Source organism: Pseudoramibacter porci (assembly GCF_009696145.1).
GTDB lineage: Bacteria > Bacillota > Clostridia > Eubacteriales > Eubacteriaceae > Pseudoramibacter > Pseudoramibacter porci.
The window spans coordinates 124,443-140,725 of sequence record NZ_VUMO01000005.1 but is presented as its reverse complement, the minus strand read 5'-3'; the positions used below and the strand labels follow the sequence as shown (position 1 = coordinate 140,725).

At 51.4% G+C, this 16,283-nt stretch carries 12 protein-coding genes; all 12 read left to right on the top strand.

The genetic code is table 11. The features are described from left to right. Nucleotides 1–95 precede the first annotated feature (95 nt). Nucleotides 96–1,430: an ATP-binding protein gene (locus FYJ52_RS05335; RefSeq protein ID WP_154576191.1), complete on the top strand. Its 1,335-nt coding sequence runs from the start codon at nt 96–98 to the stop codon at nt 1,428–1,430. A gap of 145 nt (nt 1,431–1,575) precedes the next feature. Next, the gene (locus FYJ52_RS05330; RefSeq protein WP_205960771.1) at nt 1,576–2,217 is read left to right on the top strand and encodes an NAD(P)H-binding protein; all 642 of its coding nucleotides are present in this window, start codon (nt 1,576–1,578) and stop codon (nt 2,215–2,217) included. A gap of 151 nt (nt 2,218–2,368) precedes the next feature. Then, nucleotides 2,369–5,371: an EAL domain-containing protein gene (locus tag FYJ52_RS05325; RefSeq protein ID WP_154576190.1), complete on the top strand. Its 3,003-nt coding sequence runs from the start codon at nt 2,369–2,371 to the stop codon at nt 5,369–5,371. Between the two features lie 163 nt (nt 5,372–5,534). Then, complete coding sequence (locus FYJ52_RS05320; RefSeq protein ID WP_154576189.1) at nt 5,535–6,119, top strand: uracil-DNA glycosylase family protein; 585 nt, start codon at nt 5,535–5,537, stop codon at nt 6,117–6,119. 129 nt (nt 6,120–6,248) lie between these two features. Next, nucleotides 6,249–6,539: a nucleotidyltransferase domain-containing protein gene (locus tag FYJ52_RS05315; protein WP_154576188.1), complete on the top strand. Its 291-nt coding sequence runs from the start codon at nt 6,249–6,251 to the stop codon at nt 6,537–6,539. A 46-nt stretch (nt 6,540–6,585) separates the two neighbouring features. Next, nucleotides 6,586–6,936, top strand: coding sequence for an HI0074 family nucleotidyltransferase substrate-binding subunit (locus FYJ52_RS05310; protein ID WP_235901545.1), 351 nt, complete (start codon nt 6,586–6,588; stop codon nt 6,934–6,936). A gap of 269 nt (nt 6,937–7,205) precedes the next feature. Then, complete coding sequence (locus FYJ52_RS05305; protein WP_205960770.1) at nt 7,206–11,924, top strand: EAL domain-containing protein; 4,719 nt, start codon at nt 7,206–7,208, stop codon at nt 11,922–11,924. Nucleotides 11,925–12,342: 418 nt separating this feature from the next. Beyond that, nucleotides 12,343–13,509 carry an MFS transporter gene (locus FYJ52_RS05300; protein ID WP_154576185.1) on the top strand — a complete coding sequence of 389 codons (1,167 nt, stop codon included), beginning with the start codon at nt 12,343–12,345 and terminating at the stop codon, nt 13,507–13,509. Between the two features lie 36 nt (nt 13,510–13,545). Further along, nucleotides 13,546–13,908 (top strand): GIY-YIG nuclease family protein, encoded by a 363-nt coding sequence (locus FYJ52_RS05295; RefSeq protein WP_154576184.1) that lies wholly within the window; start codon nt 13,546–13,548, stop codon nt 13,906–13,908. A gap of 183 nt (nt 13,909–14,091) precedes the next feature. After that, entirely contained in the window at nt 14,092–14,355 is a 264-nt protein-coding gene (locus FYJ52_RS05290; RefSeq protein ID WP_154576183.1) for a hypothetical protein, read from the top strand. 100 nt (nt 14,356–14,455) lie between these two features. Then, nucleotides 14,456–14,887: a MarR family winged helix-turn-helix transcriptional regulator gene (locus tag FYJ52_RS05285; protein WP_154576182.1), complete on the top strand. Its 432-nt coding sequence runs from the start codon at nt 14,456–14,458 to the stop codon at nt 14,885–14,887. Beyond that, nucleotides 14,880–16,184: a cytidylate kinase family protein gene (locus FYJ52_RS05280; RefSeq protein WP_154576181.1), complete on the top strand. Its 1,305-nt coding sequence runs from the start codon at nt 14,880–14,882 to the stop codon at nt 16,182–16,184. Before FYJ52_RS05285 ends, FYJ52_RS05280 begins: the two co-directional genes overlap by 8 nt. Nucleotides 16,185–16,283: the final 99 nt, after the last annotated feature.

The following is a 16,283-nucleotide window of genomic DNA, read 5'->3' as shown; positions in this document are numbered from 1 at the left end:
CAAAAAAAGTTTTGAAGAAACTGCAGATTTTGGTAAAAATAATCTTGAAGAAATGTAAACTTCCCCTTAAAATAAAGGTATAGGAGGAGTGAATCATGTATTTTGAGAGAAAAGCCTATCAGAAACTTTTGGATTGGAAAAATCGATATGCAGATCGGTACGCCGTTTTGCTGGAAGGGGCGAGACGTGTCGGAAAATCGACAATCGCCCAGCATTTTGCAGAAAAAGAATACGACGCGTATTTGCTGATCGATTTTAGCAATGCTTCTGGAGAAGTGCTCGCCTGTTTTGATGATATTGGCGATTTAGATTTATTTTTTCTCAGACTTCAGGCGGCAACCGGGGTTTCGCTCATCGTCGGGCATTCCGTTGTCATTTTTGATGAAGTTCAGCTCTTCCCGAAAGCAAGGCAGGCCATCAAACATTTGGTAAAGGATGGGCGCTATCATTATATTGAAACTGGATCGCTCATTTCCATCAGAAAAAATGTACGCGATATTTTGATTCCGTCGGAAGAAATGAAAATTCAGATTTATCCGATGGATTACGAAGAATTTTGCTTGGTATCAGGCAGTCAGATGTACGCGTTGAATCGGAAAATTTACGAAACAGGTAAACCAATCGGGCAGACCATCCGTAAAATCATGCGGGATTTTAGAATTTATATGGCAGTTGGCGGGATGCCTCAGGCAGTGGAAGCTTACACAGAAGGCAAGAACTTTGCAGAGATCGATCGAATTAAAAGAGAAATCATTGGGCTTTACGAAGAAGATTTTCAAAAAATCGATGCGACGGGGCGCACGGCAAAGATTTTTCACGCGATTCCGGCTCAACTCGCAAGAGATGTCAGGCGGTTTTACGTGCCGAGCACGATTGGCAGAATGACGCATACGGTTAAAGAGGAGATGATCAGTGAGTTGATTGACTCCAAAACCGTATTGTTTTGCAGCAATTCAACTGACCCGAGGGTCAGCCTATCAGCCAGTCAAGATTTGGATAGTTATAAACTTTATATTGCGGATACCGGTTTGTTTGTCACGCTGCTCTTTATGGACAGGCCAGAAATCGAAAATGTCCTTTACACGCAGTTGCTTTCTGACAAATTGCCCGCGAATCTAGGATATCTGTACGAGAATGTGGTCGCCCAGATGTTGGCGGCTTCCGGCCGAGAATTGTATTATCACACGTGGAAGAAAAAAAACAGCACGCATTACTACGAAATCGACTTTCTTTTTACCAAGGGGACAAAGGTCTCTGCCATTGAGGTCAAGTCCTCTGGAACGGGCCGCCACGCATCGCTGAACGCATTTAAAGAAAAATGGTCTGCCAGCGCTGGGGAATTGTACGTCTTGTCACAGAAAGATGTTAGCAAAAAAGAAGGGATACATTATTTGCCTATTTGTTTCGCCCCTTATTTATTTGAGGCGTGACGTTATCGTTTAGAAAAGCCATCGGCGGCAGCGTATGGGTTCTCAGAACACTTTCTTTAAGAAAAGTGCACTTATAAAAATACATCGACCATTTCGCGCTGAGATTTGGTAAGATGAGAAAATAAGACAAACGGAGGTGGTCATTGTGAAAATCTTTGCAGCCGGCGGCAGCGGCCGGGTCGCTACAGCAACCATCCGCATTCTGGCGGGGCAGGGGCACGCGGTTTACGCGGGTTCGCGCCATCCGGACACCATTGTCAAAGGGGCCAACATCTTTCCTCAGGCGCTGGACCTTCACGGAGCGGTCGACGCCCTGGCGGAACAGGTCGCGGGCATGGACGCTGTGTATTTTCTCGCGGGCTCCCGGGGAAAAGATTTGCTGCAGACCGACGCTTTCGGCTGCGTCAAACTGATGCAGGCCTGCGAAAGGGCCGGAGTCAAGCGCTACATTCAGCTGAGCTCGATCTATTCCCTCCAGCCTGAAAAATGGCAGGGCGAACCGTCCCTCGCATCGATTGTGAATTACGATATCGCTCGATTTTTCGCCGATCAATGGCTGATCCGCAACACCGCGCTCGATTACACCATCGTCGGGCCGTCCGTCCTGACGGAAGCACCGGCGGCGGGCAAAATTGAGGTGAATCCCGAACACGGCACGACCAACCCGATTGCGGACGTCGCGGCAGTTCTCGCCGGGGTGCTCGATCGGCCGAACACCTTCGGCAAAGTCATCTATATGACCGGCGGCGATACGCCAATTGATGAGGCGTTGGACGCTGTAAAATAAAAGAAGCGCCAGCCATCGGCGGTCTCGGTTTGCATGGCGAACCGGCTGCCGATTTTTTTGCGGTCTCACAGTGATCGTTTTCAAATTTTCAATAGTATGATATAATACCATTGGTAAGTTTGAGAAAAATTTCAATAGGAGAGAGAAAAATATGAGCGACCAATCCTCTGGCGTGTACGTCATCGATCAGGATTATAACATCGTCAGTTATAACCCAACGATCAAAGCGATGTATCCGCAGCTAAAAAAAGGCGAGAAATGCCATCGATGCCTGATGAATCTGGATGAACCCTGTCCGCCCTGCCCGGTCGCCAATCACATTTGCGGGCCGCGGACCTATATGGATCCCATTCGCGGCATCTACGAAACTGTCGACGCGGTGGAGATGGATTTGGGCGGCGGTCAAATGGGACACGCGCTGGTTTGCAGCACCGTGGGCGAGAGCGAAATGGTTGCGGCCAAATTGCCGAGAAACCGGGATGAGTTAAAAAAGCTCTTGGAGCAGGAATATTACGACGCGCTGACCGAGAGTTACTCCAGAAAGGGCTTTATCCGGGAAACCGAACGGATTCTGAAGGAAAACGATCAAAGGGACTACGCCATTGTGATGTTCGATATTTACAATTTCAAAGCGGTCAACGATATTTTCGGGATCGACGGCGGCGACCAGATCCTGCGCTACGTTTTTGACTGCCTGAAGACGAGCTGGCTGCAGCCGGCTGTCTCGGCCCGTATCGAATCGGACTGGTTTGTTTTTCTGGTCGAAAGAAAACGCATTGAAAGCACCAACTGGAGCGCCCTTCTGAACATGGAATGGCACAGCGACCACCAGATGCTGCACATGCATCTGCGCTGCGAGATTTACGAGATCGAGAACAGACAGGCCGCGGTATCCAATATGATCGAGTGGGCCATTCTCGCCAAAGAATGCGCAGAGCGGGAAGAATACGGCGGCTGTGCGATATTTAACGAGACGATGCGCCAATCGTATATCGACCGCGCGGAGATCCTGTCCAATTTTCAAAACAGCCTCAACCATCAGGACTTTAAAATTTATTTTCAGCCGATTATTCGAACAGCAGATGAAAAGATTGTGTCAGCCGAAGCTTTGGTGCGCTGGATCCATCCGTCCAGAGGCGTGATCGGGCCGAATCTTTTCATTCCGACTTTGGAAAAAGGGGGACTGATTACCCGGCTGGACCGCTATATGCTGAAGCAGGTTTACGCCTTTCAGGAAAAAATGATGGCGCAGGGCCTGCCCTTCGTGCCGGTTTCGGTCAATTTGTCGCGGCAGGATTTTTACAATGAGCATTTGATCAATGATATTTTCGATTTGGGCGGTCGAAGCGCGCTGCCGGAAGGATTTGTGAATTACGAGGTCACCGAAACGTCGGTCGCCATCTTAAAAGAGAACTGTGCCTATTTGCTGAAACAGATTCAGCAGATGGGGGCGCATATTCTGCTGGATGATTTTGGAAGCGGCTACTCCTCTTTGGGGATGATCGGCGATTATTCCTTCGACGTCGTCAAAATCGACAAATCCTTTATCGATCAGATCGCGACAAAATCTGTGGTGCGCGCCGTCATCATCTCGACCATTGAGATGTGCCACAAAATCGGTTTAAAAACCGTTGCGGAAGGGGTCGAAACGGCGGAACAGCTGGACTTCCTGAAGCGGCACCGCTGCGATTATATTCAGGGGTATTATTACGCGAAGCCCATGAGCGCGGCGGCGTTCAGCGAGTATTTGGTGTCTTTTGAAGACAAGATCGCGCGGGACAATACGGCGGTCCTTCAGCCGATGGAAAGCGATGTCGATTTCGACAACCTGATTGATTTGGTCGACCACTCCGGGCAGTTTATCCAAGTCTGCTGCCCGGAGGATTACACCATGGTCTTTGCCAATGCAATGACGCGGCAGGTCTCGGGGCATCCGGACAAGTCGTATCATGGTGAAAAGTGCTATCAGTATATGCTCGGCCTGGACGGGCCGTGCGGCCATTGCCCGATGAAGCAGATGGGTACCGAAACGGAAAAAGAGATTGAAGTGGACGACGGCGCGCATATTTTCGCATTGAAGGGGCGCTACACCCATTGGAACGGCCGGAAGGTCTTCATCGAATACGGCAAAGACGTCACCAATACGAAAACCTCTCACCGCCGTTACACCAGTCATCTGCGGTCGATCCTCGAAAATATTCCAGACGGGCAGGGCGTGTTCCACGTCGATTTGACGGCGGACCGGTGGCTGAGCTCCGGCGGCCATGCGCAAAATGCCAGAAATTTGCAAAATATCGAGGATGTCGATACACTGGTCCGGAAGGTCGGTGCCTTCGTCCCCAGCAAAGACGGGCAGGAGAAATTTTTCGAGACCTTTAACCGGCAGGCGCAATTGGAAGCGTACGCTAGAAATAAACACCAGATCATTCTTGAAACCCAGTCTTATTTCGATGACCACTCGATCCGGTGGGCAAGAATCACCGCTCAACTGATTGACAATCCCGAAAATGGGCATGTCGAGAGTGTGATCTACGGCGTGGATATTTCAAAAGAAAAAACACATGTTGAAGAACTTGAAATAGAAAGAAAGCGTCAGCAGCGCCAATATAAAAAAGAGGTCCTTGAAAAAGAAGCCGAGACCATTTGGGATTCGTATTCGCAGGCAGACCGCGGCCGGCGGTGCGACCACTTGACAGGGTTAAACAACCGGCTCGGTCTGTACGACACGCTGAATCGGGCAGGACGGGAAATCGGCGATCTCGTTCAGGCTGTCATGATGCTGGATATTGATGATTTTAGAAAAGTGAACGATACTTACGGACATTTGGCGGGGGACCTGTGCCTGCAGACGCTGGGAAGGACCATTGCCGAATTTGGAGAAAAGGTGGAAGTCCCTTTTTACCGCTACGGTGGTGAAGAATTTGTCGGGATCGTCCTCGATGCCGGACAAGACATTCAAGAGATTGCGTCACAGCTGATGGAAGTGATCAGGCGCATGCGAGTGAAACTAGAGGACGGCACAGAGATTTCACTGACCGTCTCCATCGGCTATACCACTAAAGGCTGTGGTTGGCAGCGGATGGTGGATCTTGCCGATCAGGCCATGTATTTGGCGAAGCGGCGCGGCAAAAACCAAGTGGCCTGTGTGGATTAATGCCACGGACTGAGCAGAAGAAAACAGTTTGGGCAAACGTCAAAATAGGCGTTTGCTTTTTTATTAGGGACAAAAAGGTGTTGTTATAACAACAGACAGTCGAGCGATGATGTGTCACAATCAATTTATCATTAAAAAGAGCACGGAAGGAGCGGGGGATCACATGACCATCAAGGACATTGTCGAAAAGCTGAAGGCGGACGAACGCAATCAGGATTACACAAAACGGGGCGTGCCGCCGGTATTTAAGGTCAGTCCGGAGGCGAAAATCCTCATCATCGGGCAGGCGCCGGGCCGGAAGGTCGAAGAAACTCTCATCCCTTTTAACGACAAATCGGGTGAGACGCTGATGCAGTGGATGGGCATTGACCGAGCGATTTTTTATTCGCCGGACATCGCCATTCTGCCCATGGATTTTTATTATCCGGGCAAGGGGAAGACCGGGGATCTCCCGCCGAGAAAATTCATCGCCGAGACCTATCATCCGGCCATGCTGCAGACCATGCCAAACATTCAGATGACCTTGCTGGTCGGTAAGTATGCCTCGGATTATTACCTCAAGAAGCGTAAAAAGCGGAATCTGACCGAAACCGTCGCGGCGTACAAAGACTATTTGCCGGACTATTTCCCGATTGTGCACCCGAGCCCGCTCAATTTTAGATGGCAGAAGAAAAATCCGTGGTTTGTGGAACAAGTGGTGCCGGAATTGCAGCACCGGGTTCAGGATATTTTGGCCGGGACCCAATAAAGGGATCTATACCGATTCAGAGCAGACGCCAATTTTGGCGTTTGCTTTTTTTATTGGGCTCGGAGGGCTCAGAAAAATGTGGTAAAATAAAACTAAATTTGATAATTCCGGTTTGGGAGGGGATCGGCGATGAAATACAATATTCCGGGAAGGGTCGTCAGAGACTTGACGCGTTTTGCTGATGAGCACCAAATTGAAAAGGTTATTTTATTCGGATCGCGGGCAAGAGGGACGCATACAAAAAGAAGCGATATCGATCTCGCTGTACTCGGGGGAGATGTCGATGGATTTTATTGGGACCTTAAAGAAAAAACCCATTCGCTTTTAATGTTTGATGTGGTTGATTTGAATCATCCCGTTTCAGATGCGCTGAAAGATGAAATTAAAAAGGACGGTGTCGTGCTCTATGAAAAAGTTTGACAATTTTTCGAATTGTTTAGCCGTTTTGCAGCAGGCAGATTTTGAAATGGCAAATGATAACGAGATTTATCGAACGGGTGTGGTTGGGCAGTTCAATTTAACTTTTGAGCTCGCGTGGAAAGCGCTGCAGGCGGTCATGAGAGAGCACGGGATTGCCGAAGCCAACACAGGCTCGCCGAGAGAGATGCTCCAGCTTGGATATAAATTTGGCTTTGTCGATGACGCCGAAGTTTGGCTGATGATGTTAAAAAAGCGAAACCTGTCGGTTCGTCTCTACAATGAGGCGGAAATTGACGAGCTGCTCATCATGATCCGTGACAGTTTTATCCCGGCATTCGAAAAACTCAGACAAACGTTATTGGAAAAACTTGAGGAAATGGCGGATGAGCCAGTTTGATTAGATGTGGAAGATTTTATACAGAGGCAGACGCCAATTTTGGCGTTTGCTTTTTTTTATCTCGGCACACAAAAATATGGTAATATAAAACAAAAAGAAATGAATGAAAATGAAACGCCAGTCTGGTAGACGGAAAGGTTCAAGCTCGAAGTGTTTCAGCTCAGGCTGCGTCCCTTCGGCGGTCAAAATGAGGGAACAGACGGTGAGAACAAGGAGGCAATGTCAATGTTATTTTCTAAATTTGCATGGGTCGGCGCGAGGTGAGCGGCATGGATGATATGAAGATGAATCGGCCGGAACAGAACCCGCATTTGCAGGGACAGTGCCAATCTTATTTTGATCTGATCGAGGGCGGCGTCTGCATTGTTCTTGCGGACGGGACAGAACGCATCGTCATGGCCAACGAGAAGACGGCGGCACTCTACGAGTGCGAAGACGCGGAGGATTTTCTGTCGTTTTTTTCTGCCAACTTTCGGAATCTGATGGAAGACGAGGATTACAAGGCCCTTTCACAGCTTGCCGGCAAGCATCCGGAGCATTTTGTGTTTCACTTCCATTATCGAACCAAAAAAGGGCATTTTAGGAAGGCGGAGGGGGTCGGCACGCTGAAGGAGACCCCCTTTGGCCAGGCTTATGTGCTCTTGCTCTTCTCGTCAGAGGAGATGGCAAGCGATTTGAGGGAAAAGGATAAAACGGGCGTGCTGGGCATGCACGATTTCTTGCAAGCAGCGCTCAAAGAAGTGCAAAAGCGGCAAAACACTGCTGCGGTGCGCGAGCTCTGCCCGGTCAGCTTTAATGCGACCAGCTTTAAAGAATACAATAGACAGTACGGCATGCGCCAGGGGGATCGTTGCCTGGAGAAAATGGCCGAGACCATTACCGGATTTTTTCCAGGCGCTTTGGTCGGCCACCTGACGGCGGACCATTTCGCTGCGCTGCTGCCGTCAGCGGATCTCGAAGTGAAGCTGGAGCAGGTCTGCAATGAGGTGAACGGCTACATCCACGACGACGGGATCCAAATGAAGGCAGGGATTTACAAAGCGACGGAAGAGGATACGCTGGACACGCTGCGCCACGCCTTTGACTCGGCCAAAATTGCCTGCGACAGCATCAAAAGAGACGGCAACCGCAGCGTCGCCATCTACCAGCCCGAGATGGGTGAAAGACTTGCCAATAAAAGCTATGTCCTGCGTCATTTCAACGAGGCGCTGAAGAAGCATTACATCAAGGTGTATTTTCAGCCGGTGATCCGGACCTTGACCGGAAAATTGTGCGGGTTTGAAGCGCTGGCGCGTTGGGAAGATCCGGCCCTCGGTATGATTTTCCCCAACGTCTTCATTCCGGTGCTGGAGGAAGCGCAGCTCATCAACCGTCTGGACCGCTACGTCCTCGAACAGGTGGCCCGGCTGATCCGCGACCGTATGGACAACGGCCTGCCACTGGTTCCCGTCTCGATGAATCTTTCGGCCTACGATTTTGAAGTGGCCAACCCCATCGAAACCATTGAGAAGACGGTTGCGCGCTACCAGATTCCGAAAACCGTGCTCTGCTTTGAAATCACCGAACGGGTCATGATTAGAAACCATCTGAGCATGTCCAGGACAATTTGCCAATTTCAGCAGGCCGGCTATCAGGTGTGGATGGACGATTTCGGCAGCGAGTACTCCTCGATGAATTCTCTCCACAACTACCATTTTGACGTGATCAAGATCGATATGGGCTTTTTCAGCCATTTTGACGACCGAAGCCGGCAGATCATCACCTCGGTGGTGACCATGGCCAGGATGCTGGACGTGCAGACGCTGGCCGAGGGGGTAGAGACAAAGGAACAGGTCGCTTTCCTGAAAAAGATCGGCTGCGGACGGATCCAGGGGTATTTCTACGGGCGGCCAATGCGGTATGACGATACATTTTCTTTCATCCACGGCAAAGGCCTTCGGATAGAGCGGCCGGAGGAAGCCCATTTGATGGATGCAGCGGAAAGCGTCAACGTGATTTCCGATTCGCCCACGGCACTCTTCAGCTTCGACGGAACGGATATTTCCCTTCTCATCGAAAATGACGCCTACAAGCGGGAATTGAGAAGCACCGGCACTCGGGACATGGCTGAAGCCAACGCCAACCTTGTAGACGCGAGGTATCCTTTTCGTGGCCGGTTTCAGCACCTGATGACGAAGGCACTGTGGTCGAAGTCGGAGGAAACCCTGACCTACGCGGATAATGGCCAGTACATGCGGGTGAGTGTCCGCTGGATTGCCGGGGACAAGCGCCTGTGGGTCGGCGAGGCTCACCTTTACAACATCAGCAATAACGAAGCACTCCAACAAGCGAAAACGCTGGATCAGACACTGCGCAATATCTTCCAGTTTTACGAAGGGTTTTATCTGTTCGACCGCAGCAAGGACGCGGTCAGTGTGCTGCGCTCCAACCATCCGGAGGTGAATCGGCAGCGGGCGCCTCACACGATGCGCGATTTTATCAGCTTTTTCGTGGATCATCTGGTTTATCCGGATGACCGGGCGCGTTTTTTGGCGTTCATCACCCCGGAACAAGTGGAAACTCAAACCAGAATCGAGAATGGATCGATCCAATCTGAAGTGGTGCGCATCCGCCGGGCGGACGGCACGTACCGCTGGTCGGTGTTCGAGGCGCTGATGCTTTACAAGAGCACGGCGAAGAATATCCTCCTTTGTGAACGGGAGGATATCTGGGAGCGGAAGCGCGACCGTGAGACCCTTCTTCCGGAGTTCTGCCGGTCTTTCGGCATATCGGAAGGCAAAACCACCCGTCCGGAAATTTCGGACGAAGCCAATCTTTTCCGGACGCTTTGCGAAACGTCGCCCTATTTATTTTACTGGGAAGACCGAGACGGACGGGTTCTCGGCGCCAGTCAAAGCCTTAAGGAGAAGGAAGGCGTTCGCGATGCGTCAGCGTTTTTGGGAAAAAAGACGGAAGACATCGGCTGCCACTTCGACGCAGCAGAGCTGAGCCTGAACGGGGAGAAAATACAAGGCGACGGGGAGGAAGCCGGTGCAGTAGAGGAGATGGCGCTGGTCGATGGCCGGCTTCAGGACGTCCGGGTGGACCGCGCCCCCTGGTATCGGGAAAAGGAAATTGCGGGAACACTGAACATGGTCTGGGGCAGCGCGCCGGAAAACCGAGAGGAAGAAAACCGTCTGGGGCTGGTCGATCCGGAAACAGGCCTGTTGAGCTTCCGAGGCGCGATTGAGGCCGGCCTGCTCTACGCGGACCATTTCCGTTTGAAAAACTTAGATTATACTGGGCTTTTGATTGATGTGCCCGCCTTCGCGGAAGTGATGCGCAACAGCACCGAGAATGGGAAAGTGATTCTAACGAGAATATCGGAGGCCCTTCGGAAAGTGTTGACGCCTGGATGGACGATTGCGCGGATCGGCCTCTGCTGTTTCCTCTGCTTTTGCCAGCGGAAAAGCATGGGGAATGTGGAAGAAAAACTCAAAACGGTAGCGGAGATGCTGCCGCTATTGTGGAAGCAGCAGGGGATACAAGGCGTTCCGGTGCTGACCCATGCGGTGGTGTACGGCTCGGAGGTGCTGAGTCTTGATGAAATGCTTCAGTTGTTGATCCGGAGGCTGAGCAGCGCGGAAAAAGAGGCGTTTGGAGACAAACCCTACACGGAAGACCGCATCTACATCAGGCGGGAAGTGCTGGATGATCTGCCGGAACACGTTGTCATCAGCGATCCGGATTCTTACGAGCTGGTCTATCTCAACCAAGCTGCACGGAAAGTTCTCGGCGTCGATTCGGACGCCAGCTTGGAAGGATGCCGCTGTTATCGGACACTCGAGGGCTTTGACACGCCGTGCCGGGACTGCCCCAACTTGATGCTGCGGATGGACCGCGCGTTTTCGGCCAATCATATGAACCATAAAACCGGGGAAAATCTAATCGTTCGTTCTTTCCTGACCATCTGGGAGAATCGCACGTTGAAGATGACCATTGCCTTTAACCTGAACGAATATCTCGACTCCATGGCGAAAGAACGGGAGCTGTTTTACCAGGAAATGCGGGCGAACGAGGCCATCTTCCGCGGGATGCAGGAGGCTGACCCTGAAATGGGCATTGAGAAGACCATCTCGAGCATCGCTGAGAACATGCAGCCGGAGCGCTTCCTCATTTTTGAAGAGGGGGACGATAATACCGTCAGCGCCACCTACGAATGGACGGCGCCGGGTGTTGTCCCGCTTCAGGCGGAGCTGCAGAGCATCCCGAAGACCGAGCTTCGGGCACTGTACACCCAGTTTATTTCAGAGCATCTGGTCATGGTCCGCGATATGGACGCATACCAGAAGGTTCATCCGAATTTCTCATTCCGAATCCACGGCGTGCACAGCTTTGTCTCCGGCCATCTGCTCCTTCAGAATCAGACGGAAGGCTTTACACTGGTTGTCAACCCGTCGGAAGAAAGCTTTAATACTGGAAGCGTCTTGTATTCGACGCTGACGGATTTCATCGCGGTGATGGTCCGCAACCGGAACAGCATGCGGGAGCTGGAGAAACAAAGCCTGATCGACCAGCTGACCGGCGCGGGCAACCGCTGGGCGCTGGAACAGCGCATCCAGGCATGGCAGGGTGACGGCACCTTGGGCGTGATTTCTATCGATTTGAATGGATTGAAAAACACCAACGATACCCAAGGCCATCACGCCGGTGATGTACTGATCAGTGAAACGGCGCGGGTGCTCCGAGAATGTGCGGGTGAGGACAGCGTTTTCCGGACCGGCGGCGACGAGTTCGTCGTCGTGACTGAAGATTTGGAGGAACGGGATATCCGCCTGTTGATCCATCATATGCGCCAGAGCGCGGTCAACAATGGCATCAGCATGGCAATCGGCTATGCCTGCAGGTGCGGCAAGGTGACCGATTTTGACGCGCTGCTCACGGAGTCTGACTTTAACATGTACCGTGACAAAGGACACAGCTTCCGCAGAAGACGGAGCGATCGGTAAGTGAAATTTTTATGCAAAGCAAACGTCAAATTGGCGTTTGCTTAGGAGCCGCTTTTTGATTATCGATAAGCCCCTATTTTTAAATATAAATTTATGTATATCTTTTGAAGTTATAGTATCTTAATAGCAGAATATTAGGTAAATAATTATAAATGTAATACTATACATAAAAGATTAATAAGGGGGAAAGATATCGGATGAAAAATGATATTAAAGTAAAAATAGCGGTTGCGGCTTCAGTGGCTGCGATTTCGCCGGCATGAACAGCGCCCAGATCGCCCAGGCCTTTGCAGCGGTGACAGCGAACCCGAAGCTGTGCGTGTTCTTCGGCGGGTATCTCATTAAATAACGGCTTCTCAAAAGTTCCGAATCTCCGGAACTTTTTTTATGGTAAAGACTAAAAGAAAGGAATTTGCGTATGAACGAAAAAACAAAACAACCGCTGTCTTTTATGGGCGTTTTCGCGATCATGCTCGCGAGCAGCCTGACCATCATGGTCGGGGAGGCGCTGACCTCGGCGCTGCCGGCCATTGGCCGCCATTACGCCATGACATTTTCCACGAGCTGGCTCATCACCGTGCCGTCCCTCGGGGTCGTGTGCGGGGCGCTGGGCACGGGAAAAGTGCTCAACCGCTTTGGCGCTTACAAGACGATCTGCGTCGGCCTGTTCTTTTACGCCCTCTTCGGGGTCTCCGGCGCGGTGATGCCCAATATTGGCGTCGAGCTTCTCGACCGGTTTCTGCTCGGGATGGCCTGCGCAGCCGTCATGACCTCGTCCACAAGTCTGATCTCGGAATTCTATCACGGGCAGGCGCGCCTGAAGATGATCGCCGTGCAGGGGATGGCCATTGAAATGGGCGGGGTCATCTTTTTGAGCCTCGGCGGGGTGCTGACCGAGATCGCGTGGAACGCGTCCTATTTGATCTATTTGATCGCAGCGGCAGCCCTGATTCTGATCCTGGCCTTTGTGCCGAAACAGGCCCCGGCCTACGACGGCGAAGAAATCGACCAGACCAAGGCGCTCAAATCTGGGCAGAGCGGCATTTCCGTAGTCCTCGCCTTGGCTTTCATCAGCATGCTGACGTTCTTCACGGCCATCGTCTCTCTGCCGGTCTACATCCAGACCGATATGGGGTATTCCGCCGCCTTCAGCGGGATTTACCTGGCGTCCATTTCAGTGGTGGCGGTGATCTTCGCCGGATTCATGCCGAAATTCGTCGGCAGAACTTCCGCAAAATGCTCCCTGACGGTTTCGGCGCTCTGCTTTACTGTCGGCCATTTATTGTATTTCGTGGCCCTGAACCATCACGGCCTGCTCTTCGCCGCAGCGCCGATCATGGGCATCGGCTTCGGGTTCTCGACGCCTTTGATCAACAACCTGACCGTCGAGCGGAGCACGCCGGAGACGAAGGCACGCAATCTGAGCGGCTACTCCATTGCCCAGTTCTCTGGCCAGTTCGTTTCGTCCCTCGTGGTCTCTGCAGTGGCCGGAAGCCGGACCTATCTGCTGGCGGCGGCGCTGGGCCTGGTGAATTTAGCGGTGGCGGGGCTGGTGTTTGATCGGGAAAGAAAAAAACTGTTATAATGAATTAAAAAATATAAAAATATTTGGAGAGAAAAAATGGACAAAACCAAGAAAAAAGCACTCCGGGCCCAGTACGACCGGCGCCATCCGGAAATGGGGATCGTGTGTTGGTCCAACGGCGATGACATGTGGATCGCGAAATCAACGGACACCAAGGCGGATTACAACGGCTCTTCCTTCCAGCTGGAACTGGGTTCCTGGCCGAACCGGGAAATGCAGGAAGCCTACAATGCCGACCCGTCGGCGTTTCAATGGTCGGTGATCAAAACCCTGGACTACGAAGAACGGGAAGACGACCACAGCGAGGATCTGGCGCTGTTGTACATAATGGTGAAGGAAGCCCACCCTGAAGCGAAACCGATGCGGCCGGGAAAACGCTATGTGAATGAGGATGCGTGAGAGCGTACAACCCCCGTCTGCTGCAGAAATGCGGCAGGCGGGGGTATCTTCTGGCAGCTCAGCACTGCCGTCTTATTCATTCCAAAACTGCGAGATTTCCCTAATGGTCAAATCATTGGGCTCAACGCCCTTTGATTTTGCATATTTGAGAATGCCCCACAGATCGTAGTGGCTTAAATTTAGATGATAGATCTCATCTTCGTGCTTTTGGACGTAATCTTTGATTTCCTGATCCCGTCCCTGCACAACTCCGAGGCCCGGAAAAACGTCGTACTCATTTCGCCCCATCTGGTGATTCCCGGGGACATGGGAAAAGAAATCACCGTGTTCAATTTTCCCCTGCCCGACGTGGCGGAAATCGAGGACATGATGGACCAGATCGTGGCGGAAAACGAAATGACCACCACGTCCTTATTTAAAGCGATTGAACCATACGAAGTTTATTAAATTTCTCAAGAACAGCCTTGATTAAAAAAGGCCGTTCTTTTTTTTGACAAATATAATAAGAAACCATACAATAAGAAAGCTTATTAAAAGGAGGTGCGTCATGTCATTTCACTATACACTTATGAAAACCCACTCACTTTTGAGGCGGGATATTATGGCGAGGGCCAGAGCAGAACTGCATCTGACCTCGGGCCAGCCCAAAGTCTTAGAGGCTTTGATTCATCACGAAGGTCAGGATCAGAAGACCTTGGCGGCGATCTGCGAAATTGAGCCGGCGACTCTGGGCAGTATTCTTTTGGGCATGGAAAAGGCCGGGCTCATTGAACGGCGGAAAAAGCCGGACAACCGCCGCTCCCTGTACGCCTATCTCACACCAGAGGGGAAAAAGAAAGCTTTGGGAATGGCGCAGATTTTTGAAGAAGAAGACGAGAAGGTCCTGGCGCCGCTGTCTGAAACAGAACGGCAGGTCCTCAAAACGGCTTTGGAAAAGGTTTGTCATCAGATGAAAAAAGAAAGGAGTCTGCATGCGTAAGAATCAGCATCTTGGAAGACGGTTTGCCAGTTATCTTTTTGGCTTGTTTATCATGACCATCGGGATCGCGGTCTCGGTGAAGTCAGATCTCGGGGTTTCCCCGGTGAGTTCCATTCCCTACACGATGACCTGCGTTTGGGGCATCGAAATGGGACGGGCGACCATCATCTTTCACTGCTTTCTGGTGCTGTTTCAGATTGTCCTGCTGCGCCGGCATTTCAAGATCAAGAACCTGCTGCAGATTGCCGTGGGGGTCGTCTTCGGGTATTTTACGACTTTCGGAAATTGGACGATGCATTTTCTGCCGGCTCCGTCGAATCTCGTGATCCGTCTCGTCATGGTGGGCATCAGCTCGGTGATCGTCGCCGTAGGGATTTTCTTTTACCTGCCGCCGGACATCATGCCTCTCGCCGGAGAAGGGGTCATGAAGGCCGTCTCTGATGTGACCGGTATCGAATTTTCAAAAGTTAAGATCGGCTTTGACGTCTCGATGGTGGTGATTTCTTTCGCCACATGCATGGTTCTGCTTCATCAGTTGGGCAGCGTCGGCATCGGCACAGTGATCGCTGCTTTTCTGGTGGGCAACATTTTAGGGGTGGTCAACCGGCATTTTGGCGCCAAACGGGACCGCTGGCTCTATCCGGAAAAAACGAAAACAGCCGCAAGTCCGAAAACAGAACCGCAGAAAAGCTGGGCGATCACCATCGCCCGGGAATACGGCAGCGGCGGCCGGACGATCGGAAAGCAAATCGCCGAAGATCTGGGCATCGCCTATTACGATTTAGAAATCATTCACGAAGCGGCCAAAAGAAGCGGGATGACCGAAAAAATTTTAACGGACAACGATCAGATCATCGACAGACCCTTGGCTCACTCTCTGTATTTCTGGGCGGCGGGGACGACTCAGGAAGATGAGCTGCCCGTCATCGAACGGATTTTTGACATCCAGGAAAAGATCATCCTCGAGCTCGCTGAAAAGGCGCCCTGCGTCATCGTCGGCCGCCTCGGCAATTTCATCTTGAAAGACAAGGTGCCGAGCTTCAATGTGTTTGTCAGCGCTTCACCGGACGCCAAGATCAAAACCGTTATGGAACGGGACAGTCTGGACGAAAAGGCGGCCCGGGCGAAAATCGAGAAGGTCGAGCGGGAACGGGCGAATCACTGCCAGTATTTTACCCATCAGCATTGGAAAGACCTGTCCCATTACGATCTGGCCATCCGTTCTGACGAAATGGGCCTGGCAGAAACAGCAGGCATGATCGAAACCGCGGCGAAAGCCAAACTGCACCTCGCGTAAAAAATCAAAAGCGTTGTCATAACCACGGAAATATGCCGGCCCGGGGACTATAATTAAACCGTTCAGGAAAAAAGAGAGATTTTTAAGTTTGATGATATA

What these genes read in the sequence shown, in the direction of transcription:
- FYJ52_RS05335 (WP_154576191.1), top strand. Translation starts at nt 96, where the DNA reads ATGTATTTTGAGAGAAAAGCCTATCAGAAACTTTTGGATTGGAAAAAT.
- FYJ52_RS05325 (WP_154576190.1), top strand. Translation starts at nt 2,369, where the DNA reads ATGAGCGACCAATCCTCTGGCGTGTACGTCATCGATCAGGATTATAAC.
- FYJ52_RS05315 (WP_154576188.1), top strand. Translation starts at nt 6,249, where the DNA reads ATGAAATACAATATTCCGGGAAGGGTCGTCAGAGACTTGACGCGTTTT.
- FYJ52_RS05280 (WP_154576181.1), top strand. Translation starts at nt 14,880, where the DNA reads ATGCGTAAGAATCAGCATCTTGGAAGACGGTTTGCCAGTTATCTTTTT.
- FYJ52_RS05290 (WP_154576183.1), top strand. Translation starts at nt 14,092, where the DNA reads ATGATAGATCTCATCTTCGTGCTTTTGGACGTAATCTTTGATTTCCTG.
- FYJ52_RS05295 (WP_154576184.1), top strand. Translation starts at nt 13,546, where the DNA reads ATGGACAAAACCAAGAAAAAAGCACTCCGGGCCCAGTACGACCGGCGC.
- FYJ52_RS05305 (WP_205960770.1), top strand. Translation starts at nt 7,206, where the DNA reads ATGGATGATATGAAGATGAATCGGCCGGAACAGAACCCGCATTTGCAG.
- FYJ52_RS05310 (WP_235901545.1), top strand. Translation starts at nt 6,586, where the DNA reads ATGGCAAATGATAACGAGATTTATCGAACGGGTGTGGTTGGGCAGTTC.
- FYJ52_RS05300 (WP_154576185.1), top strand. Translation starts at nt 12,343, where the DNA reads ATGAACGAAAAAACAAAACAACCGCTGTCTTTTATGGGCGTTTTCGCG.
- FYJ52_RS05320 (WP_154576189.1), top strand. Translation starts at nt 5,535, where the DNA reads ATGACCATCAAGGACATTGTCGAAAAGCTGAAGGCGGACGAACGCAAT.
- FYJ52_RS05285 (WP_154576182.1), top strand. Translation starts at nt 14,456, where the DNA reads ATGTCATTTCACTATACACTTATGAAAACCCACTCACTTTTGAGGCGG.